19 protein-coding genes are annotated in these 22,902 nt (G+C 69.8%); 13 read left to right on the top strand and 6 right to left on the bottom strand.

The genetic code is table 11. The features are described from left to right. Positions 1-361 precede the first annotated feature (361 nt). The 5 genes from ASE14_RS20855 to ASE14_RS18785 all read left to right on the top strand — a co-directional run bounded on the left by ASE14_RS20855 (position 362) and on the right by ASE14_RS18785 (position 4,097). A complete protein-coding gene (locus ASE14_RS20855; protein WP_162257768.1) occupies positions 362-517 on the top strand; it encodes a hypothetical protein in 156 nt (51 codons plus the stop codon). Then, positions 514-1,935 carry an RHS repeat-associated core domain-containing protein gene (locus ASE14_RS21035; protein ID WP_056658681.1) on the top strand — a complete coding sequence of 474 codons (1,422 nt, stop codon included), beginning with the start codon at positions 514-516 and terminating at the stop codon, positions 1,933-1,935. Before ASE14_RS20855 ends, ASE14_RS21035 begins: the two co-directional genes overlap by 4 nt. Beyond that, positions 1,932-2,399 (top strand): hypothetical protein, encoded by a 468-nt coding sequence (locus ASE14_RS18795; RefSeq protein WP_056658680.1) that lies wholly within the window; start codon positions 1,932-1,934, stop codon positions 2,397-2,399. Before ASE14_RS21035 ends, ASE14_RS18795 begins: the two co-directional genes overlap by 4 nt. 223 nt (positions 2,400-2,622) lie before the next feature. Continuing rightward, positions 2,623-3,318, top strand: coding sequence for an RHS repeat-associated core domain-containing protein (locus ASE14_RS21030; protein ID WP_200953388.1), 696 nt, complete (start codon positions 2,623-2,625; stop codon positions 3,316-3,318). Positions 3,319-3,602: 284 nt separating this feature from the next. Beyond that, positions 3,603-4,097 carry a DUF2510 domain-containing protein gene (locus ASE14_RS18785; protein ID WP_235511485.1) on the top strand — a complete coding sequence of 165 codons (495 nt, stop codon included), beginning with the start codon at positions 3,603-3,605 and terminating at the stop codon, positions 4,095-4,097. 859 nt (positions 4,098-4,956) lie between these two features. Here the strand turns inward: ASE14_RS18785 and ASE14_RS18780 are convergent. Beyond that, positions 4,957-5,415 carry a MarR family winged helix-turn-helix transcriptional regulator gene (locus tag ASE14_RS18780; protein WP_056658672.1) on the bottom strand — a complete coding sequence of 153 codons (459 nt, stop codon included), beginning with the start codon at positions 5,413-5,415 and terminating at the stop codon, positions 4,957-4,959. A 140-nt stretch (positions 5,416-5,555) separates the two neighbouring features. On the opposite strand from ASE14_RS18780, the gene ASE14_RS18775 reads away from it, so the two are divergent. The 3 genes from ASE14_RS18775 to ASE14_RS18765 all read left to right on the top strand — a co-directional run bounded on the left by ASE14_RS18775 (position 5,556) and on the right by ASE14_RS18765 (position 7,029). Then, the gene (locus ASE14_RS18775) at positions 5,556-5,969 is read left to right on the top strand and encodes a hypothetical protein (RefSeq protein ID WP_157373088.1); all 414 of its coding nucleotides are present in this window, start codon (positions 5,556-5,558) and stop codon (positions 5,967-5,969) included. A 124-nt stretch (positions 5,970-6,093) separates the two neighbouring features. Continuing rightward, positions 6,094-6,699 carry a hypothetical protein gene (locus tag ASE14_RS18770; protein ID WP_157373087.1) on the top strand — a complete coding sequence of 202 codons (606 nt, stop codon included), beginning with the start codon at positions 6,094-6,096 and terminating at the stop codon, positions 6,697-6,699. 72 nt (positions 6,700-6,771) lie between these two features. Continuing rightward, positions 6,772-7,029, top strand: a complete 258-nt coding sequence (locus ASE14_RS18765; protein WP_056658667.1) for a hypothetical protein — start codon at positions 6,772-6,774, stop codon at positions 7,027-7,029. Between the two features lie 62 nt (positions 7,030-7,091). On the opposite strand, the gene ASE14_RS18760 is transcribed toward ASE14_RS18765, so the two are convergent. Next, positions 7,092-8,663: a DEAD/DEAH box helicase gene (locus tag ASE14_RS18760; RefSeq protein WP_056658663.1), complete on the bottom strand. Its 1,572-nt coding sequence runs from the start codon at positions 8,661-8,663 to the stop codon at positions 7,092-7,094. Positions 8,664-8,856: 193 nt separating this feature from the next. Between ASE14_RS18760 and ASE14_RS18755 the strand changes: the two genes are divergently transcribed. Continuing rightward, positions 8,857-9,573 (top strand): ferritin-like fold-containing protein, encoded by a 717-nt coding sequence (locus ASE14_RS18755; protein WP_235511484.1) that lies wholly within the window; start codon positions 8,857-8,859, stop codon positions 9,571-9,573. A gap of 85 nt (positions 9,574-9,658) precedes the next feature. Here ASE14_RS18755 and ASE14_RS18750 read toward each other — a convergent pair whose 3' ends face one another. Then, a complete protein-coding gene (locus ASE14_RS18750) occupies positions 9,659-9,964 on the bottom strand; it encodes a hypothetical protein (RefSeq protein ID WP_056658661.1) in 306 nt (101 codons plus the stop codon). Position 9,965: 1 nt separating this feature from the next. Beyond that, on the bottom strand, positions 9,966-10,190 hold the full coding sequence (locus ASE14_RS18745; RefSeq protein WP_056014418.1) for a DUF3107 domain-containing protein: 225 nt from the start codon (positions 10,188-10,190) through the stop codon (positions 9,966-9,968). Between the two features lie 93 nt (positions 10,191-10,283). Between ASE14_RS18745 and ASE14_RS18740 the strand changes: the two genes are divergently transcribed. Together ASE14_RS18740 and ASE14_RS18735 are read left to right on the top strand one after the other, a co-directional pair. Further along, the gene (locus tag ASE14_RS18740) at positions 10,284-13,391 is read left to right on the top strand and encodes a UrvD/REP family ATP-dependent DNA helicase (RefSeq protein ID WP_082601060.1); all 3,108 of its coding nucleotides are present in this window, start codon (positions 10,284-10,286) and stop codon (positions 13,389-13,391) included. After that, entirely contained in the window at positions 13,388-16,750 is a 3,363-nt protein-coding gene (locus tag ASE14_RS18735; protein ID WP_082601059.1) for an ATP-dependent DNA helicase, read from the top strand. Before ASE14_RS18740 ends, ASE14_RS18735 begins: the two co-directional genes overlap by 4 nt. Here the strand turns inward: ASE14_RS18735 and ASE14_RS18730 are convergent. Continuing rightward, complete coding sequence (locus tag ASE14_RS18730; protein ID WP_200953387.1) at positions 16,672-17,859, bottom strand: phosphotransferase; 1,188 nt, start codon at positions 17,857-17,859, stop codon at positions 16,672-16,674. The two genes, ASE14_RS18735 and ASE14_RS18730, sit on opposite strands and share 79 nt — an antisense overlap. A 162-nt stretch (positions 17,860-18,021) precedes the next feature. Here ASE14_RS18730 and nudC point away from each other — a divergent pair, with 162 nt between their 5' ends. After that, entirely contained in the window at positions 18,022-18,951 is a 930-nt protein-coding gene (nudC, locus tag ASE14_RS18725; protein ID WP_056658659.1) for an NAD(+) diphosphatase, read from the top strand. A 5-nt stretch (positions 18,952-18,956) separates the two neighbouring features. Further along, complete coding sequence (locus ASE14_RS18720) at positions 18,957-20,738, top strand: ATP-dependent helicase (protein ID WP_056658658.1); 1,782 nt, start codon at positions 18,957-18,959, stop codon at positions 20,736-20,738. A gap of 848 nt (positions 20,739-21,586) precedes the next feature. On the opposite strand, the gene ASE14_RS18715 is transcribed toward ASE14_RS18720, so the two are convergent. Next, the gene (locus ASE14_RS18715; protein ID WP_056659327.1) at positions 21,587-22,900 is read right to left on the bottom strand and encodes a zinc-dependent metalloprotease; all 1,314 of its coding nucleotides are present in this window, start codon (positions 22,898-22,900) and stop codon (positions 21,587-21,589) included. Between the last annotated feature and the right edge of the window lie 2 nt (positions 22,901-22,902).

Raw genomic sequence — 22,902 nt, 5'->3', positions numbered from 1 at the left:
CGTGGCAACGGCAGGTGTGACCCTGTTCATCCTCGTGGCTGTAATGATCTGGCGCCGACAGAAGTAGCCAGATAGCCGCGCAATCGCAGGATTCGATCTTCTGGAACCTCTGCATCTTTAGCTCTGTGGAGAGCAAAGGGAAGACGTCGGAATGTCTAGACCTTGATGGAAGCGCGCTAATCGGACATTCGATTGTTCGGTACGCGTGGTGGTCTGGATTGTGCTCGGCTTCGACAGAACGTCGGCGAAGTTGGCAAGGCCTTTCCGGAAGCCGGAAGGCCCCCACCATATGATCGGCTCAGGGGCTGGGGAATCGTGATCTGCGAAGCTGCAGCGAAACCCCGCCGGGGCGCTCACGGGCATGTCGTGGCTGTTCCCGAATGGCCAGCAGTCGGTGAAAGATGCCGTGTTCCGCTCCCAGTCGGGACGCATCGTGACGAACACCCTCACCGACGGGCAGGCCGGCTACGACTCCCGGTACGGCTTCGACGGTGCTGGCCGTCTGGTGTCTGCGTGATCCCTGGCCACACCCTGTCGTACGGATTCGCCGCGACCGGCGGCTGCGGCGTCAACACGGGCGCCGGGTTGAACGGCAACCGCACCTCGTCCACCGACCTGCCCGATGGCGGCAGCCCGGTGACCACGACGTACTGCTACGACCAGACCGACCGCCTCACGTCCACAGCGGTGACCGGCACCCCGGCGGGTCCGGGCCTGTCACCGGTCGCGGCCGGCATCCCGGCGGCGCAGCTCGCGTATGACGCGCACGGCAATACGACGACCCTCGCGGATCAGACCCTGGGCTATGACGCGAGCGATCAGCACGTGAAGACGGCACTGACGGATGGCACGGTGATCGTGTACCTGCGGGACGTGACGGGCCGGATCATCCAGCGCACCGAAACCCCCGCCGGGCAGAACCCGGAAACCTTGGTGGTCCGCTACGGGTTCACCGGCGGCGGCGACAGCCCAACCTTGCTCCTTGATGGTGCGAACGGGGTGGTGCAGTCCTTCATCGGCCTGCCCGGCGGGGTGACCGTCTCGAAGACGGGCGCGACATCGTCGTGGTCGTATCCGAACCTGCAGGGCAGCATCACGGTCACCGCCGACAGTGCGGGCATCCGGAGTACTGGGGTGTTCCGGTATGACCCGTTCGGTCAGCCCATCGACCCGGTCACCGGGCAGATCGGTACCTCGAACGCGGATGACTCGGGGCCGGACACGCTCGAGGGTGACGCGGACTGGGGCTGGCTCGGCCAGCACCGCAAGCTCACCGAGCACGCGGGAACGGTCATGACGATCGAGATGGGCGCACGCCAGTACGTGCCCGCGCTCGGTAGGTTCCTCGAAGTCGACCCTGTCGAAGGCGGCGTCACCAACAACTACGACTACCCCGCCGACCCCGTCAACAAAACCGACCTCACAGGAAGGCGAGCCTGCGTCGGGTCCGAGTGCACTGGTTTGAAGATCGGGAGGCAGGGTAGCGTGAGTGGCAAGCGGAACCCGATCCCGATTGGGAACGCATACCATCCCCTTCACCCGAATCGGATGAACGGCAGTAGCGCAATCGGGTTCATCTTCGCAGCGACTACAAACGCAGAGTGCCGGATGGGCCCGAAAGCAACGATTGTATGCGGGCGATCGAGAGCGTTCGAGCCGGACGGAAGTGCCATGACATATGGAAGCGTGATTCTGACTGGTTCATCTGCAACCAAGCTGATTCTTGATAAGACGTTGTTCCGTCACGAGTACGTGCACACTCAGCAGTGGGCGGCGAATGGTCTGTTGTTCGGTCCCTCCTGGGCGCAGTTTGGTGGCGCAGGTTGTGGCAATCCGTGGGAGAGCGCCGCGGGCACCGTGCCTGGATATGCGGTTTGTCACTGGGACGGCTATGCGCCCGGTCCGAATTGGCAGAACCCCGGAGGAACAGCATGACGCGCGCAAATACTGCCACGACCCGCATCGTCACCGCAGTATTGCTAACGCTGGCGGTCTGCGGCGGATTGGCTGGGTGCGACCTTCAGGCGAATCTGCAGGGGCCGGCGGCCGTGCGGATATCGGCGTCCGGTCTCGAGCTCGCGACCTGCCGCGATCTTGTGGCCAGTGCCGTGACGATTGACGTGAAGGCTGCCGATGGATGGCATGAGGTCTGGGTGGCCGAGGGGAACGTCTCGCTTCGGGCAGGGCAAACACTCGATGCAAACGACTTGTCCGAACTCTTTACAAAGTCGACTACGTTCGAGCTTCCTGATGCTCCGGAATGGTTCGAGGTAGCCATCGTCAGTGCCGATGGCAAGGAAGAGAACATTGTTGCGGCGATTCCGATCGCAGCGGATGCTGCGCCTGGCGATTGGATGCGGGCCGATGCGCGCAGCCTGAAGGAGCCGTGTCAGGAGTAGCGCGCCGGGCTCTCGAGCAGACGAGTCGCCCGAGCGGTGACGGCGTATCTCGATCCCGAAGCGATCCGTGTGCTCGTCAATGCGGGTTCGGAGATCAATTCCGCTAGTGGGTAACGGCGGGCGCCGCTACTCACAGGCGGTGAATGCAGATCTCGTAGGCCATGTGGCCGGACTCAATTAACACGATCGGGACACGCAGTGATAACAGGCCGCGGACGCCTTCTTGTCACCATCTTCATTATCGAAGACCGGCGACAGGCAGTCGTGGTCGTACCCGAACCTGCAGGGCAGCATCACCGTCACCGCCGACGCCGCCGGCGTCCGGAGTGCTGGGGTGTTCCGGTACGACCCGTTCGGTCAACCCATCGACCCGGTCACCAGGCAGATCGGCACCACGACCGCGGATGACTCAGGCCCGAACACCCTCGCCGGTGACGCGGACTGGGGCTGGCTCGGGGCGCACCGCAAGCTCACCGAGCACGCCGGCTCGATCATGACGATCGAGATGGGTGCCCGCCAGTACGTGCCCGCACTGGGACGGTTCCTCGAAGTCGACCCCGTCGAAGGCGGCGTCACCAACAACTACGACTATCCAGCAGACCCCATCAACAAGACCGACCTCAGCGGGGAACTCTCCGCAGATTCGGCTGAACGCTGGGCTCAACGTGGATATCACGTCACAGGTCCTCATTCACCCGCGCCCAAGTACCGGACGATGGTGGACGACAGTGGATACTGGAAGGAGGTCGCGAAACAGCGCCGAGAAGTTGTCTCGTTCATGCTCGGTCTCGGCAGCATGGCTGCCGGAGCGGCTGCACTCCTGGCCGTGGCATTTCAAGTTCACGGCTCCGTTCGCCGTTCCGCTTGCGGGTATATCGACCGCGTTGGGACTGGCCTCTACGGCAATCGACTGTGTTGATGGTCGTGCCGGTTCGTGCGTGGTGGGGCTCCTGGGCGTCGGTGGATTGGGTGCAGGCGCTGTGGTCAAGGGTGTCCTCCGTAACCAATTGGCGACTCGAATGTCGCAGTTGGCAGCGAACAAGGGCTTCGGTGCCTTCAACGGAATGTTTGGTACGTTCACCACAATTAGCTTCGTGGGCGGGGAATGGCGAGGAAACTGATGGCCGGAACCGCGCGGATGAGTTGCTCAAAGGATGCCGGGGATCGTACTGCAGCGTTTGAAGGTACGAGAGGATGACTAGCGTGCACGGCTCCCCTGAACCAGGCTGGTACGCGGATCCTGAAGCCCCAGACCTCCTGCGCTGGTGGGACGGCACAGGCTGGTCGGACGATCAGTTCCGAAGCAAGCCTGAGGAATCATTCCTCGTGGCGCGGCTCCGGAGCTACCGAGACTTGAGCCCGACGGCTCCCAACAACATGCTCGCGACCTCATCGCTCGTGCAGGCGCTGATCGAGGTTCTTTTCACCCTCGGTATTGTGCTTGTACTGAGACTGTTCCCGAGCCTGCTGGATGGGCTGACCGCAGCAACCGCGATCCTGATCACCGTTGGCGTTGTTCTGTTACTGGCGGTATGGACGTTGATTACGAGCGCGGCGTCGGTGAGAAATGGCCGTCGCAATGATGGGAAGAGGCTCCGACAGGCACAGGTCGCGTTTGTGATTGCGCTCATTGTTTTCGTCCTCATGGTTGCAGTCCTGCTCGAGGTGTTTCCCCGATGGGTGAGTGCTGAAATGTAGCTAAGTAGCTCAGCATCGAGTGCGGTGCCGATGCCTGGCGGGCTCGTGCCCGAAGGATCTGGTCAATGATGAACCCAAGGCCGCCCCGGCGGCCCAGCTCGCAAATGACGCGCAGGCAACATGACGACCTTCGCGGATCAGACCCTCGGCAATGACACGAGCGATCAGCCTGTGAAGACTGCGTTGACGATGGCGCAGCGATCGAGTGCCTACGGTTCGGCTGAGAAACGCGCCTTTATGGCATGGACAGCTGTCGCGGGTGGCGTTTGCATTGTCTTCGGCCTCGTATGGGGCACTGTTGCAGTCGTTGCCAAGCTGAACTAGGAGATCATGGTGAGCACGAAGCTAAGTCCGACATCGACAATTGGCGCTTTGATCAACGCGCTATTCTGTGCCCTGCTTGTCATCATCCTCGTGGTCATGGGATTCACCATGTCCCCGATGATGTTCGTATACGCTGGCATCGCCGTAGTGCTTGATGGCGTGTTCTGGTCTGTTTTCCTCCGTGCGCGACGGCAGGAGCGCCAGAACCCAATTCCTCACGATTAGCCCTCGGGTCGAGGAAGGCTGGGATTCGGAGCCGCAGCGCAACCCCGCCACCGCCCGCTTCGCTGGTCACGGGTGAAGGTGCGCGAAGGAATTTGGTTGCTGGCTTTGGGAACGTCTGGATTCGGGTTCGGCCCACATGGATCTTGGCACGTTGGTGGGGGGATTCCCGGCTCGCGCGTCAGCCGCTATTGCCTGGCTGGTGTTTCGCGGGGCTCCTGCGATGTTGGCAGGCAGGTTCAGGGACTCTGTTGACGCGGAGGTGGGTGGGGCGATCGGGCTGCGGGCAAGCAAAGCCTCCTGCTTTCATCGATCAGTTCGCGGCGGGGCCTTCACGGCGCGCTGAACTTGGGGCCAGCGTGCGCATCAGGATCGACCTCAACGTGTCCAGCTCATGCGGGCTGACGGCGTGGAACAACTCCGCGGACACGCGCTTGGTGTGCTGCTGCGCCTTCCGCAGGGCCTGATTCCCGTCGCCCGTGAGCGCGAGGATGGTGACCCTTCGGTCCAGTGTCGAGGGCGTTCGGGTGACGTAGCCGAGTCGTTCGAGGTCGTCGATCACTCGGACCATTCCGGTCTTGTCGGTGTTGAGTCGCGCGACGAGGTCGCGTTGGGTCTGCACGCCATCACGTATCAGGAACATCACCGTGACATGCCGGCTGGCCAGGTTCATGGGCCGCAGCGCGTCATTCAGTCGTTGCGTCGCTTCTGTGTAGACCTGGTGGAGCAGCAGCCCCACCTCGATCGAGACCTGCCCGCTGTCATCGCTCATGGTTCGATTCTCTCAAATTCGATCCAATTGCAATTGATCCATTTGGATCTAGTGGATAGGCTCCGATCATGTCCTCACTCAATGACACGGCTCGCGAATCGCGCCGGTGGCCAGTGCGGTTCCTGCGGATCTCGCTGACGGTGACCGCGCTCCTCATGTTCGGTCAGGCGGTGCTGGCCGGCCTGTTCATGGGCGGGCTGACGTCGGCGTTCGCGCTGCATCGCGAGATGGCGACGGCGTCGGGCATCGTGTTGATGATCAGCATCGTCGCCGCGATCCTCGCGCGGCGGCTTGGGCAGGCTCCCCGCTGGCCGATCTGGGCGACCGTCGGCTTGCTCGCGTTCATGTCGTTGCTGGCGTTCGCCGGGTTCCGTTCCCTGGTCGCCCTGCACGTGCCGCTGGGCGTGATCATGATCCTGCTCACGGCCGTGCTGACCATGTGGGTGTGGCGGTACGTGCCGACCTCGGCAGAGAGCGCGGTCTCCGAGCGCGATGGTGTCACGTTTGGTAGTGACGAAGGAGCCGAATTGCCGACGTCGACACTCGCGCGCTGACGCGAAACCTACTCAGCAAAACGTGGGGTCTGCCTGCCCCTGACAGGTGGGCTAGTCTCAGCCGAGATGACCTGGGTTGCGGACTGGAACGCATCACTGGCGCGGTGGAGGAGGCGGTGAGCGGATGACCCTCGAGATTCGCGCGCAAGCAGCGCGGGCAGGCAACCGCGTGCTGGGTGTCTCTGTGATCGGTGGGATGGCCATCGCGGGCGCCCTACTCCCACTCCTGTGGCTCGCAGCGTCAGGGGCAGAATCAGGCCCTGCGACACTCATCTCCGTCGTCGTGGCCGGCGTTCTCGTCTGGGGCGGCGCGGCCGGCCTGAGCATCCTGGTGGGATTCATCACGAGTCGGGCTGCCCGTCGCGCAGCGACGCAACTCCGGCCGAACGGCAAGGCAGTGGCGATCGACTACGGCCGTTTGGCCCCTGAGAACATGATCGTGGCGCTGACGCCACGGCCGGGTGCGATCGGTGCGTGGATCGATGAGGGGGACGGGATGTCTGAACTCGGCTTCGTGAACCACATCCAGTCACTCGCGCTCACCTCGCAACGAATCTGGGGCTTCAGCTACTACGCGCTCGAGGTGGCATCGGCCGACGCGAGTGTGCTCGTGACGCTCGGCACCCGGTGGACGTGGGGTGCGGCAGAGGCATCACGGCGTGCGCACTTGCGCTTGGCCGCGGCGCTTTTGAGCGATGCCGGTCCGAAAGGCTCCGGTGCGGCGCGGTAGCGTCCTACGAGATTTATGCTGAGTCTGCCCATCAGGTCGTGCCGAGGGCGGCTGATGGGAGAGATCAACTAGATGTCCGAAGACCGCGTATGGATCGATTTCAGCCAGGACGAGGCGCTCGTGCTCTTCGAGTGGATCGCCGACTTCAACGAGTTGTATGACGACGACGAACATCCAACGGTTGAGGAGTTCGTTCGCGGGAAGCTTGAAGCCGGCCTTCAACGCCAAGTGAACGTTCTCTTTTCCCCTCGGTATGGAGACGAGCACCGTGAAGCGCGAGCGCGGCTTCAGGCGGAGTACGGACTCGACGAGGATCAGCCGTCGGCGTGATGGCCAAACGCACCGCGCCCGCCCGGCCGAAGCCGAGCGGGCGCTGAAACGTCGCTACAGGGTTACGCCTGGGGCGTGGTGCCACCGGTGCGCGGGCCGCGGCGACGGCGGCGACGCGGGGGAGCGGCGTTGCCGTCGTGGTGCTCGTTGCCCTTGCCATCGTGGGTGCCCGTGCCGGGCTCCTTGACGGCGACCTCGGCGGGAGCAGCCTGAGCCACGGCAGCCTCGGTCGGCGCCGACTCGGGGGCGACGCCCGCGATCTCGCCGGCCGGCTTGCCGCCGCGCGTGCGGTTGCGGCTCCGGGTGCGGGGGGCGCGCTCCGCGCCGGCATCCGCTCGCTCTGAACCGCCCTCGGAGCGACCGCCGGAGCGTCCCTCGGAGCGACCGCCCGAGCGGCCCTCGCTGCGACCGGCCGTGGCCGAGCGCGTCGGCGCGGCGACAGCGGACGACGGCTTCAGGCGGCCCTTGGTGCCCGCGGGGATGTCGAGGTCGGAGAAGAGGTGCGGGCTCGACGAGTACGTCTCGGTCGGCTCGGGCTGGCCGAACTCGAGGGCGCGGTTGATGAGCGCCCACTTGTGCAGGTCGTCCCAGTCGACGAACGTCACCGCGATGCCGGTCTTGCCGGCGCGGCCGGTGCGGCCCACGCGGTGCAGGTACGCCTTGTCGTCGTCGGGGATGGTGTGGTTGATGACGTGCGTCACGTCGTCGACGTCGATGCCGCGCGCCGCGACATCCGTGGCGATGAGCACGTCCTTCTTGCCGGCCTTGAACGCGGCCATCGCGCGCTCGCGCTGGTCCTGGTTCAGGTCACCGTGCACGGCAGCGGCGTTGAAGCCGCGGTCGTTGAGCTCCTCGACGAGCTTGGCCGCCGCGCGCTTCGTGCGCGTGAAGATCACGGTCTTGCCGCGACCCTCGGCCTGGAGGATGCGCGAGATGACCTCGTCTTTATCGAGCGAGTGCGCCCGGTAGACGAGGTGCTTGATGTTCGCCTGCGTGAGGCCCTCATCGGGGTCGGTCGCCCGGATGTGGATGGGGCGCACCATGAAGCGGCGCGCGAGCGCGACGATCGGGCCCGGCATGGTGGCCGAGAACAGCATCGTGTGGCGGGTCGCCGGCGTCTGCGCCATGAGCTTCTCGATGTCGGCGAGGAAGCCGAGATCGAGCATCTTGTCGGCCTCGTCGAGCACCATCTCCTGAACGTTCTTCAGCGAGAGGAGACGCTGCGAGGCGAGGTCGAGGAGGCGCCCCGGGGTGCCGACGACGATCTGCGCTCCGGCCTTGAGCTGCTCGATCTGGCCTTCGTACGCCTTGCCGCCGTAGATCGACACGATCTTGGTGGGGCGATTGGATGTCGCGAGCTCGAGGTCTTCGGTGACCTGCACGCAGAGTTCGCGGGTCGGCACGACGACCAGCGCCTTGACGCCGGGCTCGGGGTCGTCGCCGAGGCGCTGGATGATCGGCAGGCCGAACCCGAAGGTCTTGCCCGTGCCGGTCTTGGCCTGGCCGATGATGTCCTGCCCGGAGAGGGCGAGGGGGATGGTCTGTTCCTGGATGGGGAAGGCATCGATGATGCCCTTCCCGGCGAGTGCGTCGACGATGTCGGACGCGATGCCGAGGTCGGTGAAAGTGGTCAAAAGTCTGCCTGTTCGTGTTGCTCGAGGTGGCGGTCGGATGCGCGCCCCGTTCTCAACCCCAGGCGCACGGCTGCGGATCCATCGCCCGCATGCACCCTCTACCCTATCCGAGACTCCCTGAACGCCTCGGTAAGCTGTCTGCTGTGGTCCTCTGGATCCGAGACTCATGGAACGCCTCGGTAAGCTGTCTGCTGTGGTCCTCTGGTCGAATCGACGCCTTCCGCGCCCCGAGCTGCCTCGGCTGCGCCCGCGGGTCGCGCCGACCGACCTCACACGGGTCGATTTCACCGAACTCGTGCCCGAGCCCGTGCCGTTCCTCGGCCAGGCCGCGTACATCCAGCTCGAGTTCTTCGAGTCGCTCGCGCGCTCCGTTGCGACGGCGCCGACACTGTCGGCGAAAGAGGGCCTCAGTCGTGCAGCAGGCGGTGCGCTCCGCCAGCACCATGCGCTGATCGCCGAGCTGCGCCGGCTCGATGTCGAGCCCGTCGAGGTGATGGCGCCGTTCGCGCCGGCGGCGGAGCGGTTCCGTCAGGCGAGCGCGGGCGCCGACTGGTACGAGCTGCTGCTCGGCATCCACGTCACCGCTGGCATGCTCGACGACTACTTCTCGCGGCTCTCCGCGGGGCTGCCCGGCGAACTCGCGACGCGAGTGCGCGCGATCCTCGCCGAAGACGAGGCCTCGGCAGGCGTGCTGCACGCCGAACTGCTCGCTGCGATCGCAGCCGACCCCGGCCTCGCCGACCGGCTGGCCCTCTGGGGCCGCAGCCTCGTGGGTGACACGCTGCTGATCGCACGATCTGCGCTGCGCGCGTCCGACTCGAACGATCGCGGTGCCGACGTCGAGCCGGTCTTCACGGAGCTCATCGCCGCGCACACGCGTCGCATGGACGCGCTCGGCCTCACGGCCTGAGCCGCTTGCACGCGCTCGGCCGCACGGCCTGATCACCTCACGGCCTTGGCGCGCTCGACCTCACGATCGAGCAGCGCGGTCCGCGTCAGGCGCGGACGACACCCGGGCGGGAGAGCCGCTCGAAGATCGCGGCATCCGCTCGCTCACGGCGCGGGGAGAGCACGTAGAGCACGGCGGCGGGCACGAGCGCCGCCAGCACGAGCGAGACCACCCAGATCCAGCCGCCGTCCCACGCCCAGCCCAGCCAGGTCAGCGCGACCCACACGACGGCGGCGACGGCTGCGCCGATCGCCGGGCCCACTGCCACGCCGCGGAGGTGCCGGAGCGGCACCACGAACTGCGCTGCGAGGCCCAGGATGGCGCCGCCCACGACGACGAAGATGAGTTCCATGTCAGGCGACGAAGCCGACGCGGCGCGACTCCTCGGAGCCGATCTCGACGTAGGCGAGTGCGGCAGAGGGCACGACGTAGCGGGTGCCCTTGTCGTCGGTGAGCGTCAGCAGCGGCGACTGCCCGGCGAGTGCCGCGGCGACCGCCTGCTCGACCTCCGCAGCTGACTGCGAAGTCTCGAATCCGAGTTCACGGGGGGAGTTCTGAATGCCGATGCGAACGTCCACGGTACGCCTTTCTGCTCTTGCGCCAACCCTACGACACCGGCTCGCTGGGCCAGTGCAGGTTCACTGTCGGCGGAACCCGTTAGCGTTGCCGACATGCAGGTCACCGCGACATCCGAAGCCCCCGTCTCGAGGCTCGCGGCAGACGGGCATGTCGCGGTGTTCGGGGCCCCCGGCAGCGGCAAGACGACGTTCGCGATCGAGCTCGTCGCCGACCGCATCGAGCGCCTCGGTCACGCCACCGACGAGGTGCTCGTGCTCTCGGCGACACGTGTCGCGGCGACCGCGCTGCGCGACCGGCTCGCGGTGCGACTCGGGGTCACCACGCGGGGCCCGCTCGCCCGCACGGCGAACTCCCTCGCCTTCCAGGTGGTGCGCGCCTTCACGGGCACGCCCGTGACGCTGCTCACGGGCGCCGAGCACGACCAGATCATCGGCGAGCTGCTCGAGGGCGGCATCCGCGACGGGTTCGGGCCCGAGTGGCCCGACCCGCTCACGCCCGAGGTGCGGGTGCTCCGCGGGTTCCGTTCAGAGCTGCGCGATCTGCTCATGCGCGCCGTCGAGCACGGCGTCGACGCGCCGACGCTCGCCGCGCTCGGCGATCGCACCGGCCGGCCCGAGTGGGTGGCCGCCGCGGCATTCCTCGAGGAGTACGACGAGGTGAAGGCGCAGTTGCGGCCCGACCAGTACGACTCGTCGGAGCTGGGCGCCTTCGCTGCGGCGATCGTGCGCGACAGCACGACGGATGCCTCGGCCGAGGCCGCCCTCGGATTGCTCGCGCGCGTGCGCCTCATCGTCGTCGACGACGCGCAGGAGGCCACGGAGTCGACCGCCGCGCTGCTCGGCGCGTTCGCGGCCCGGGGCGTCGCGGTGATCGCACTCGGCGACCCCGATGTCGCCTCCAACGGATTCCGCGGCGGGCGTGCCGAGCTGCTCGGCTCACTCGGCTCGGTGCTCGGCACCGGGGCCGTCGAGCGCGTCGAGCTGCCCGTCGTGCACCGGGGCCGCCCCGAACTGCGGGCGATCGTGCAGTCGGTCAGCGGCCACATCGGCACCGCCCTCGGAGGCACCCACCGCTCGGCCGTGCGCGAGACGCCGACCGGTGCCGAGGCCGACCGGCTCGCCGCCGTGCTCGGCATCGAGGCGCCGTCGCACGCCGCCGAATGCCAGGCCGTCGCGGCCGTGCTGCGCGAGCGGCACCTGCTCGACGGCGTGCCCTGGTCGTCGATGGCCGTCGTGCTGCGCTCGGGCGGCGATGTGCCGGCCTTCGAGCGCGGGCTCGCGCTCGCCGATGTGCCCACTGCCGGCAACGCCGCCCGCACCGCGCTGCGCGACGCACCGGCCGCCGCGGCTCTGCTCGCGGCCGCCTCGCTCGTGCTCGACCGCGAACCGCTCACCCCCGAGCTCGCCGTGACGGTGCTCACCGGGCCGATCGGCCGGCTCGACAGCGTCGGCCTCCGCCGGCTGCGACTCGCCCTCCGGCACGAGGAGCTCGCGAACGAGGGCACGCGCACGGCCGACGAACTGCTCGTCGAGGCGCTCGGCGCCCCCGGCGGGTTCGAGACCATCGACGCAGCGCCCGCACGGCGCGCGGCGCGACTCGCGAAGCTGCTCGCGACCGCTCGCGGCGTCGCCCAGCGTGGCGGCACCATCGAAGAGGTGCTCTGGTCGATCTGGGAGGGCAGCGGGCTCGCCACCGAATGGGCCGCACAGGCCGCAGGCACGGGCGTGCTGGCCGAAGAGGCGAACCGCGCACTCGACGCTGCAGTCGCCCTCTTCGCGGCCGCACAGCGCTTCGTCGAGCGCGAGCCCGACGCGCCGCCCGTGCGCTTCGTCGACGAGGTGCTCGCGAGCGAACTGCCCGAAGACTCGCTCGCGCCGCAGCGCTCGGCCGAGACCGTCGTCGTGACCACGCCGCCCGCCGTCATCGGCCGCGAGTTCGAGGTCGTCGTGATCGCCGGCCTGCAAGACGGCGTCTGGCCGAACCTCCGCCCCCGCGGCACCCTGCTGCACTCCGCGCTCCTGCCGCGCGTCGTCGCGGCGGCCCGCTCCGGCGCACCACTGCCGGCGCCCGAGACGGTCGCCGAGGCGCGTGCATCGGTGCGCGGCGACGAGCTGCGGCTCTTCGTGCTGGCCGCCTCGCGCGCGAGCCGACAGCTCGTGCTCAGCTGCACCGCCAACGACGACGAGCAGCCGTCGATGCTCATGGGGTACGCGACCGAGCGCATCAAGGCCGCGCGTCGCCGCCCGCTGCACCTGCGAGGACTCGTCGGCGCCCTGCGCGAAGAGGCGACGAGCTCCGGCGGCGGCGAGGCTCCAGCCGCTCTCGCCCTGCTCGCCGAGCAGGGCGTGCCCGGCGCCCACCCCGACGAGTGGTACGGCCTCGCCGAGCCGTCGACCACGGCACCGCTCGTCGATCTCGACGGCGACCCCGAGGCCCTCGTCTCGGTCTCACCGTCGCAGATTGATCGCGCAGAGGAGTCGCCGCTCGGCTGGTTCATCGACCACGTCGCCTCGCCGCCGTCGGGCCTCGCCGCCTCGATCGGCACGATCGTGCACGCCGTCGTCGAAGAGGCGGGCGCCCGAGAAGACGGAGACACGAGCATCGAGACCCTGTGGGCCGCCGTTGAGGAGCGCTGGCGCGAACTGCGCTTCGAAGCCGGCTGGGTGGCCGAGCGCGAGCGCCGTGGCGCGCGGCGCATGGCCGAAGGGGCATCCGACTACCTCGCGAACTTCGTCGACGACGGCAAGGTGCTGCTCGGGGCCGAGGGGCGCTTCACCCTTGTCATCGGGCGGGTACGCATCTCGGGCACGATCGACCGCGTCGAGGCCTCGGCCGACGGCACCACGGTGATCGTCGACTTGAAGACCGGCCGCACGCCGCCGTCGGCCGCCGAGACGGCCGCGCACCCGCAGCTCGCCGCCTACCAGCTGGCCGCACGGGCCGGTGAAGTGCCGAACAGCGGCACACTCGGCGGTGCGAAGCTCGTCTACCTCGCCAAGCCGACGCGCGGCAACGCCTTCACCGAGCGCGCCCAGCAGCCGTTCGACGACGAGGCCGATGCGGAGTTCCGCGAGCGGCTCGACAGCGTCGCCCGCACCATGTCGGGCAGCGAGTTCGAGGGACCCGCCGAGCTCGGGTACCGCTCGAGGTTCGGCGGCTGGCAGTATCGCGTGCACCTCGTGCCGGCGGTGTCGGCATGAGCGCCGGCATCGGCGCGGCCGGAACCGCCCCGGCGGAAGCCAACCCGGCCGTCAGCGCCGCCACCGGCAGCGCCACCACCGGAATCGCCGCCGCCGACATCGCCGCGCGGCTCGGATTGCACGCGCCCACCGCCGAGCAGCGGGCCGTGATCGAGGCCGACCCGCACGGCCAGAGCATCGTCGTCGCCGGGGCCGGCAGCGGCAAGACCGAGACGATGGCCAACCGCGTGGTCTGGCTGCTCGCGAACGGGCACGTCGCCGTGCCCGAGGTGCTCGGCCTCACCTTCACCCGCAAGGCCGCCGGCGAACTCGCCGAGCGCATCCGCGAGCGCATCGCCCAGCTCGTCTCGCTCGGCATCGCCGAGGTCTCCCTCGACCCCCTCGAATCCGCGTCGGTCGGCACCTACAACGCCTTCGCGAGCGCCATCTACCGAGAGCACGCCATGCTCATCGGGCGTGAACCCGACGCGGCCGTGCTCGGAGAGGCATCCGCCTGGCAGCTGGCCCGCTCGGTCGTCGCGGCGTCGGCCGACCCACGACTCGTCGAACTCGACGCCTCGCTCGACAAGGTCACCGGCGCCGTGCTCTCGCTCAGCCGCGCGCTCGCAGAGAACGTCGCCGACAGCCGCGACGTGCGCGCCATGACCCGCGATTTCCTCGCCATGGAGGGGCTGCCGATCGAGGCGCCGCGCAAGCGCACCGACTTCGCCTCGTTCGTCGACGCCCTCGGCATCGTCGACGCGCTGCCGCCGCTGCTCGAACTCGCCGACGCGTACTCCGCGGCGAAGCAGCAGCAGGGGTTCGTCGAGTTCTCCGACCAGGTCGCGCTCGCCCTCGCGATCTGCGAGCGGCACCCCGAGGTCGTCGCCGGGCACCGTGAGCGCTACCGCACCGTGCTGCTCGACGAGTATCAAGACACGAGCGTCGTGCAGACGCGCCTCCTCTCCGCCCTGTTCGGCGAGCAGTCGGTCATGGCGGTCGGCGACCCCGACCAGTCGATCTATGGATGGCGCGGGGCGAGTGCCGCGAACCTCGCTCGCTTCGGCCGAGACTTCGCGCCCGGGGGCGACGCCGCCGTCTACGACCTCTCCACGAGCTGGCGCAACCCGAAGATCGTGCTCGAGGCGGCGAACACGCTGATCCTGCCGCTCGACGCCGGCATCCCCAAGGCTCCGCTCGGCGCCTCGCCGTTCGTGCAGCCGGGCCGGCTCGAAGCCGCGTGGGCCGAGACCATCGAGCAGGAGGCCGACCTCGTCGCGACGTGGTTCGCAGACCGCCTCGGGCGGGCCGGTCGCGGTGCGCCGGGCGAGCCGGCACCCCGCAGCGGCGCCCTGCTCTGCCGCACCTTCGCGAACGTCGGCATCTTCACCGCGGCGCTGCGCGCCCGCGGCGTGCCGGTGCACGTGCTGGGCATGGCGGGGCTCCTCGACCAGCCGGTGATCGCCGACCTCGTGTGCGTGCTGCGGGTGCTGAACGACCCCACGGCCGGCTCCGAACTCGTGCGGGTGCTGGGCGGTGCGCGCTGGCGCATCGGCCCGGCCGACCTCGCCGCGCTGCACTCGCTCGCGAAGTGGCTCGCCGACCGCGACCTGTCGACGCGGCGCCTCGGCGACGAGGTGCGAGCCGGGCTGCGCGCCTCGATCGCGCCCGACGAGTCGCCGTCGATCGTCGACGCGCTCGACTTCCTGCTCGTGGCGCCCGACTCGCACTCGGCGCTCGCCGCGTTCGGCGACGTCGGCCTCGCCCGCATGCGGCGGGCCGGCGCGCAGCTGCAGTCGCTTCGACGTCGCGCCGGGCTCGGCCTCGTCGACTTCGTCAGCCTCGTGCAGCAGGAGCTGCTGCTCGACATCGAGGTCGCCGCGAACTCCGCCCAGCCGCTCGGTGCGCCGAGCCTCGAGGCGTTCGACGAACTGCTCGCCGGCTTCGCCGAGGTCTCCGAGCACGCCACGCTCGGGGCGTTCCTCGGCTGGCTCACCGAGGCCGAGCAGCGCGACCGGCTCGCGCCGCGCCAAGACGATCCCGAGCCCGGCGCCGTGCAGGTGCTCTCGATCCACGGCTCGAAGGGCCTCGAGTGGGACGTCGTGGCGATCCCGCGCATGGTCGACGACGAGGTGCCGTCGAAGCCTCGCTCGTCGAAGGGCTGGCTCTCGTTCGGCGAACTGCCCAACGAGTTCAAGGGCGACGCCGACGAGCTGCCCGAACTGCAGTGGCGCGGCGTGCAGAGCCAGGCCGACTTCGACCGCGCGGTCGGCGAGTTCGCCGAGGAGAACAAGGAGCGCCACGCCGAAGAGGAGCGGCGCCTCGCCTACGTGGCGCTCACCCGCACGCGCAGCGACCTGCTGCTGGCGGGATCGTGGTGGGCGAGCCAGAAGGCGCCGCGCAAGCCGAGCCCGTTCCTGCGCGAACTCGTGACCGCCGGAGTGATCGAGGCCGGCCTGCTGCCCGGCGCACCGGAATCAGACGAGAACCCGCGAGCCGGGTCGACCGAGCGCGTGAGCTGGCCGCTCGACCCGCTCGGCATCCGCCGACCCGCGGTCACCGCCGCGGCCGAGGCCGTGCGCGCCGCGGCCGCACGGCCGAGCGGCGAGGGCATCGGGCCGATGCTCGCCGACCGCATCCGGCTGCTCCTCGAGGAGCGTCGCCGCCGCGCCGAGGGGCCGGCCACGGCCGAAGTGCCTGTTCGCGTGCCTGCGTCGCGGTTCAAGGACTACGTCGACGACCCCGCCGCGGTCTCCGCACAGCTGCGACGGCCGATGCCGCAGCGGCCGTACCGGGCGACCCGCATCGGCACGCTGTTCCACCAGTGGGTCGAGCAGCGGTCGAGCGGTGAGCTCGAAGCGGCCGCCATCGACGCGCTCGACGGTCTCGAGGCCTACGCCGAACTCGAGCCTCCGCGAGATGAGAGCATCGCCGACCCCACACCTGAACGGTTGCGCGCGCTGCAGGCCACGTTCGAGGCCTCCGAGTGGGGCGGCCGCAAGCCCTCGGCGGTCGAGATCGAACTGCACCTGCCGATCGGCGAGAACGTGTTCGTCTGCAAGCTCGACGCCGTGTTCGACATCGATCCGTCGAGCGAGCTCGGGCGGCGCGGCATCCGTCACCAGGTCGTCGACTGGAAGACCGGAAAGGCGCCGCGCGACGCGCACGACCTCGAGCTGAAGCAGACGCAGCTCGCGCTCTACCGACTCGCGTATGCGAACTGGGCGGGCATCGCACCCGACACGATCGACGCGGTCTTCTACTTCGTCGAGGACGATCGGGTCATCAGGCCCGACGCGATCTACGACGAGGCGGCGTTGCGCCGCGCCTGGGCGTCGGTCGCAGCGCCCGCGCCGGAGTCGGCGGCAGCGTCGCGCTGACCGTCGGCACGGTCGGCCCGCTCGTCGGTAGCGGGTGACGCGTCGCCCCAGTCCGAGAGGTCGAGTGGAATCGGCGCCGTCGCATCGAATGGCGCGGCATCGCGTTCGCCCGCCTCGCGTCGTTCGAGCTCGGAGAAGTCGTAACTGTCGGTGAGCAGGCTCGCACCCGCCTCGCGCGGCAGGTTCTCGCGCGGCGTCTCGTCGAGCATCCGCTCGACGTCGCCGACGGTGAGGATCGGCCCGGTCTCGGGGGAGAGCGGCTCGCTCGAGTGATCGTGCACGCTCGCGACGAGTCCGTCGAGCAGGCCGACGGCATCGGCGACGATCTCGTCATCGCGCACCTCGACCCCGTGCAGCAGCCACTTCGCGAGCTCGAGTTCGCCGTAGAGCAGCGCACGCTGCGGCAGGTGGGCGTCGGCGTCGCCCTCGCGCGCATCGAAGTAGGCGTCGAGGGCCCGCTCGGCGGCGTCGCCTCGCGATGTCAGGAGCCAGTGCAGGTCGCGGGCCGGGTCGCCCTGGGCGAGCGCCGACCACCCGATGAGTCCGGTGACGGCGTCGCCGTCGACGAGGAGCGAGTCGGCGGCCAGCGCACCGTTGACGACGGTTGGGCGGAAGCGCCAGAGTGCGGCGTCGTCGGTCGCCTCCTCCCAGCGCCGGAGCAGCGCAGCGGGCAGGTGGCCGGTGTCGGCGGCGCGGTCGATGAGTTCGACGACGGCGTCGTGCGCCTCGGCGGCGGTCTGGCGCGGCAGGCCTGCGTCGGCGATGAATCCCGTCGGCAGCGAGTGGACCGCGGCGAGTGCCTGGCCGACCGAGGTCGCGATGCCGTCGTGCTCGGCGAGTTCGTCGGCGGTGCGAACGGCACCGGGCACGAAGGTCGTGACGACCGCGCGGGTGCCGTCGATGGGCGCCTGGCCGACGGGTTCGGGGATGTCGAACGGCAGCCGCGAGCGGATGCCGGGGGTCAGTGCACGAAGCGAGACGAGGTCGGAGGACTGCTCGGATTCGGCGGCCTGCGAACGCGGCACGCGCAGCACGAGCATGCGATCGTCGGTGCTGCGCAGCAGCACCGCGTCGAATGCGCCGTGGCTCTTGCGAGTGTGCGCACGCACGGCACGCACCTCGAGTCCGGGCACCGCCGCCGTGGCCAACGCGGCTAGAGTGAGAGGAGGTCTGGCCATGGCATTCAGCTTAAGCAGGCAACCCGCGGCTGCGGGCGACCGCCACGCCTTCCGGCCGACTCCGACCCCGACCTGGGCATCGAAAGGTGGCACGTGACCGAATCGACATCGCCGGTGTTCGCGCGTTCGACGATCGACCGGGATGCCGCGTCGCGCGCCGATCCAGGCCTCGAAGCGTTGCTCGACGCCGACCCGGCGACCCGCGTCATCGCGGTGCATCGCGGCCGCGCGCTCCTCGCCGAACGCGTCGACGGCTCTGCGCCGGCGCTGCAGCTCATGGCCCCCGACGGACTCCCCGCGCCCCTGCTGCGCTGCTACCTCGGTCGCGAGGGCGGGTCGCGGTTCGAGGTGCGGGTCTTCGACGCGGATGCCGCGGCGGCCATCGAGCCCGAAGAGGCCAGATGGCAGGGACTGCGCGATGCGGCGGCCGTGCTGGACGATCGTGAGGCGAGCCTCCTCGTCGAGGCGGTCGCGATCGCCAACTGGCACGAGAACCATGGGCACTGCCCGCGCTGCGGCGCGACGACCGTGCCGGTGCAGGCCGGCTGGGCGCGGCGCTGCACGGCCGACGACAGCCTCCACTTCCCGCGCACCGACCCCGCCGTCATCGTGCTCGTCACCGATGACGACGACCGGGTGCTGCTCGGCTCGAATGCGCTCTGGACGCAGAACCGCTACTCGCTGCTCGCCGGCTTCGCGGAACCGGGCGAGACGCTCGAGGCCGCCGTCGTGCGCGAGATCGCCGAGGAGGCGGGCATCGCGGTCGACCGGGTGGAGTACGTCGCGTCGCAGCCGTGGCCCTTCCCGGCGAGCCTCATGGTCGGGTTCTCGGCGCGCATCGCGCCCGGGGTCGCACCGGCCACGGCGGTGCCCGACGGCGAGGAGATCCTCGAACTGCGCTGGTTCTCCCGCGACGACATCGTGGCGGCGCCCGGCGAGATCGGCCTACCGGGCGGCATCTCGATCGCACGCTGGCTGCTCGAACGCTGGTACGGCGGACCCCTCGACGCCGAGAGGACGTGACTGGCATGGTCGACGTCGTGACCGGGGCATCCGACCCCCTGCTCGACGCGCTCGACGACGAGCAGCGCGTCGCGGCCGAGGCGCTGCTCGGGCCGGTCTGCGTGCTCGCGGGTGCCGGCACCGGCAAGACCCGGGCGATCACCCACCGCATCGCGTACGGGGTGGCGTCGGGCACCTACGACCCCGCTCGGGTGATGGCGCTCACCTTCACCTCGCGGGCCGCGGCCGAACTGCGGGCGAGGCTCCGCGCACTCGGTGCGGGTGCGGTGCCGGCGCGCACCTTCCACGCGGCGGCGCTCGCGCAGCTCAACCACTTCTGGCCGATCGTCGTCGGCGGCAGCGCGCCGCGGGTGCTCGAGTTCAAGGGGCGCCTGCTCGGGCAGGCCGCCGAGCGCGCCCGTGTGCGGGTTGACACGGCGACGCTGCGCGACGTCGCCGCCGAGATCGAGTGGCGCAAGGTCACCGTGGCGGGTCCCGAGACGTACGCGACCCGGCTCGCCAGCCGAGGCGCGCCGGGCAGCCTCACGCCCGAGCAGTTCCTCGCCGTCGTCGACGCATACGAGTCGCTGAAGGACGAGCGGCGCATGCTCGACTTCGAGGACGTGCTGCTCGCGATGGCGGGCATGATCGAGTCCGAGGCATCCGTCGCCATGCACGTGCGCGAGAGCTACCGGCACTTCATCGTCGACGAGTATCAAGACGTCTCGCCCGCGCAGCAGCAGCTGCTCGACCTCTGGCTCGGCGGCCGGCGCGACCTCTGCGTCGTCGGCGACGCCAGCCAGACGATCTACTCCTTCGCGGGTGCGAGCGCCGACTACCTGCTCGACTTCGAGCGCCGCTACGAGGGCGCCACGGTCGTGCGCCTCGAGCGCAACTACCGCTCGTCGACCGAGATCGTCGACACGGCCAACCGGCTGATGCGCGGCCGGGCGGGCGCGCTGCGGCTCGAGGCGGTCACCGCGAGTGCCGACACGGATGCCGCGCCGCCGAAGTCGCACGCCGAGCCGAGGACCGTCGAGTACGCCGACGACCTCTCCGAGGCGCGCGGGGTCGCGACCCGCATCCGCGCGAGCATCGACGCGGGCACGCCGCCCGAGTCGATCGCGGTGCTGATGCGCGTGAACTCGCAGTCCGCGATCCTCGAGCGGGCGCTCGACGAGGTCGGGGTGGGGTCGCGCGTCCGCGGCGCCTCGCGCTTCTTCGACCAGCCCGAGGTGCGCGAAGCGGTGCACGCACTGCGTGCCGCCGCCCTCACGATCGCCGACGAACCGCTCTTCAAGTCGGTCAGCGACGTGCTGCGCGCCCTCGGCTGGAGTGCGCAGGCACCCGACGGGCCCGGTGCGGTGCGTGCCCGCTGGGAGTCGCTGAACGCGATCGCCCGGCTCGTCGACGACGCGCCGGCCGGCACGACGTTCCGCACATTCGCCGATGAGCTGCGCGCCCGCGCCGAGGCCCAGCACGAGCCGACGGTCTCGGCTGTGACGCTCGCGACGCTGCACTCGGCGAAGGGCCTCGAGTGGGAGCACGTCTACATCGTCGGGCTCACGGAGGGCATGCTTCCGATCGCATATGCCAAGGGGTTCGACGCGATCGACGAGGAGCGGCGCCTGCTCTACGTCGGCATCACGCGGGCACGGCAGCGTCTCGAGCTGAGCTGGCCGCGTCAGGGCGGCGGATATCGAGGCGAACGGGAGCCGTCTCGGTTCCTGCAGGAGCTCGGCACCCGCACTCGGGGTGCTGCCGGTGCTGCGCAGGCGGCACGAACTCGCCCGGGCGCCCGAGCCTGATCGAGGCGCCCCGCAGGGGGTTGCGGGCGTAGAGGATCCGGTCGTCGACGAGTGCTGCCGCGAGTGCCACGGCGTCGTGCACGGCCCGCGGCGTGCGGCTCGCGGCCGGGCGCCCGGCGAGCTGCGCGGCGATGACCGGCCAGGCGGGGTCGTCATCGCGCCGTGCCAGCTCGAGGCAGCGCAGGCACGGGCCGCTGCCCGGCTCGACGAGCGGGCCGATGCGCGTGCCCTCGTCGTCGAAGACGATGGCCAGGTGCGGCACGTCGGCGCGCAGCCACGGCAGGTGTCGCCCAGGCGAGATCACCCACGGTGCCGCGATGACGGCGAGCGCCGTGTCGGCGGGCTCCGCCTCCGACGCGAGCACCGGCGCGTACCCGAGACTCGCGAGGTGGTCGGCGAGCCGCTCGCCGATCTCACGCGATGCGTCGACGGCGATGCGTCGTGGCGATCGAGCGGATGCCGCGGCATCCGCTCGCTCTTGAACGCGAGGCGATGCTGTGGGCGCTGCCGCCGTCTGCTGCTCGGGTGCCGCCGACGCCTCGAACGCCGGGGCGAGCAGCTCGAGGAAGGCGTGCACCGCCTCGGGCGTGCCGCCGAGCCCGGTGCCGATCGTCTGCAGGGTGGCGGGCGAGGCGCCGTGCCGGAGTGCGGCGATCAATCCGGTCTCGAACTCGCCCGGGTCGCGCAGCACGACCCGGGGTGTCGCGCCGAGCTGCAGCTCGGTGGGGGAGCGCCACACGAGCGGGAGGAGCGGGTCGATGCGCGGTGACATGCCGAGAGCATGCCCGAATCGCGCCCGGCGGTGCGGAATTCCTCCACAGGTCGCCGCGCGCGAGTCGTGAGGCGGGTCAGGCGGTCGGTTCTTCGCCGTCTTCGCCGGGTGCCGCGGGCGTCTCGCCGCGGAGGAGCTGCTCGAGCGCCTGGTCGAACTCGTCGTCGGACTCGGCCGATTCGGTGCCCGTGAGACGGGCGACGAGAGCGGTCGGGTCGTCGAGGTCTTCGGCGGTCGGCAGCAGGTCGGGGTGCGCCCAGAGCGCGTCGCGCGCCTCGACGCCGACGGCGTCGGTGACGGCGCGCCACATGGCCGTGGCCTCGCGGAGACGGCGCGGCCTGAGTTCGAGGCCGACGAGGGTCGCGAAGGCGGACTCGGCCGGCCCGCCCGAAGCGCGGCGACGACGGATCGACTCCGCGATCGCGTCGGACTTCGGCAGTCGTGCGGTGGCGTCGGCGGTCGCCGCGTCGACCCAGCCCTCGACGAGCGCGAGCATCGTCTCGAGGCGGGCGAGGGCCGCCTGCTGCGACTCGCTCCTGCCGCGGATGAGCGCACCGTTGACGACCGCGTTGCGGAGCTCCTCGGTGTTCGTCGGGTCGAAGCCCTCCGCGAGCTCTTCCAGTCGCTCGGTGTCGATGTCGATGCCGCGCGCGAAGGCCGTGATCGCGGTGATGAGGTGCAGTCGCAGCCAGCGCGCGTGACGGAAGAGTCGTGCGTGGGCGAGCTCCCGCACGGCCAGGTAGAGCTCGATCTGGTCGGTCGGGATGTCGAGGTCGTTGCCGAACTCCGCGGCGTTCTGCGGCAGGATCGCCGCGCGGCCGTCGTCGAGGAGCGGAATGCCGACGTCGCCGCCCGAGACGACCTCGGTGGCGAGCTGGCCGACGACCTGCCCGAGCTGCATCGCGAAGAGAGCGCCGCCGATGCCGCGCATCATGCGGCTCGCGCCCTCGATCATGGAGCGCATCTCTTCGGGCGCCTGCTCGCTCATGACCCGGGTGAGTGCGTCGGAGATCGAGAGGGCGACCGGCTCGGCCAGTTGCGACCAGATGGGCATCGTCGCGGCGACCCAGGCGCGGCGGGTGAGGAGCTCGGGGGTGCTCGGCAGCGCGCCGAAGTCGACGGCCTCGTCGAGCCACAGCGAGGCGACCTGGAAGGCCTGGTCGAACCTGGCGCGCTCGTCGTCGGCGATCTGGAGCTGGCCGGTGGCGGCGCGTTCTTCGCCCTGCCGCACGGCGACGCTCCAGTCGATGCCGTCGTCGGCCTTGTTCATCGCCTGCTGCAGCTGCGAGAACAGCGCGGCGATGCTCGCCGGGTCGTTGGGCAGACCCGCGGCGCCGGCGAGGCTCGATGGGTCGATGCCGCCGTTGCCGGAGAGCAGTTCCCGAAGCATCT

Source organism: Agromyces sp. Root81, from assembly GCF_001429165.1.
Taxonomy (GTDB): Bacteria; Actinomycetota; Actinomycetes; order Actinomycetales; family Microbacteriaceae; genus Agromyces.
The sequence above is the reverse complement of the archived record's forward strand: the minus strand, read 5'-3'. Positions and strand labels throughout refer to the sequence as shown.

Bases quoted from the DNA above. Each gene is read 5' to 3' on its own strand.
- ASE14_RS20855 (WP_162257768.1), top strand. From the start codon at position 362: ATGTCGTGGCTGTTCCCGAATGGCCAGCAGTCGGTGAAAGATGCCGTG.
- ASE14_RS18795 (WP_056658680.1), top strand. From the start codon at position 1,932: ATGACGCGCGCAAATACTGCCACGACCCGCATCGTCACCGCAGTATTG.
- ASE14_RS18780 (WP_056658672.1), bottom strand. From the start codon at position 5,415: ATGAGCGATGACAGCGGGCAGGTCTCGATCGAGGTGGGGCTGCTGCTC.
- ASE14_RS18770 (WP_157373087.1), top strand. From the start codon at position 6,094: ATGACCCTCGAGATTCGCGCGCAAGCAGCGCGGGCAGGCAACCGCGTG.
- ASE14_RS18765 (WP_056658667.1), top strand. From the start codon at position 6,772: ATGTCCGAAGACCGCGTATGGATCGATTTCAGCCAGGACGAGGCGCTC.
- ASE14_RS18750 (WP_056658661.1), bottom strand. From the start codon at position 9,964: ATGGAACTCATCTTCGTCGTCGTGGGCGGCGCCATCCTGGGCCTCGCA.
- ASE14_RS18740 (WP_082601060.1), top strand. From the start codon at position 10,284: ATGCAGGTCACCGCGACATCCGAAGCCCCCGTCTCGAGGCTCGCGGCA.
- ASE14_RS18735 (WP_082601059.1), top strand. From the start codon at position 13,388: ATGAGCGCCGGCATCGGCGCGGCCGGAACCGCCCCGGCGGAAGCCAAC.
- ASE14_RS18720 (WP_056658658.1), top strand. From the start codon at position 18,957: ATGGTCGACGTCGTGACCGGGGCATCCGACCCCCTGCTCGACGCGCTC.
- ASE14_RS18715 (WP_056659327.1), bottom strand. From the start codon at position 22,900: ATGCTTCGGGAACTGCTCTCCGGCAACGGCGGCATCGACCCATCGAGC.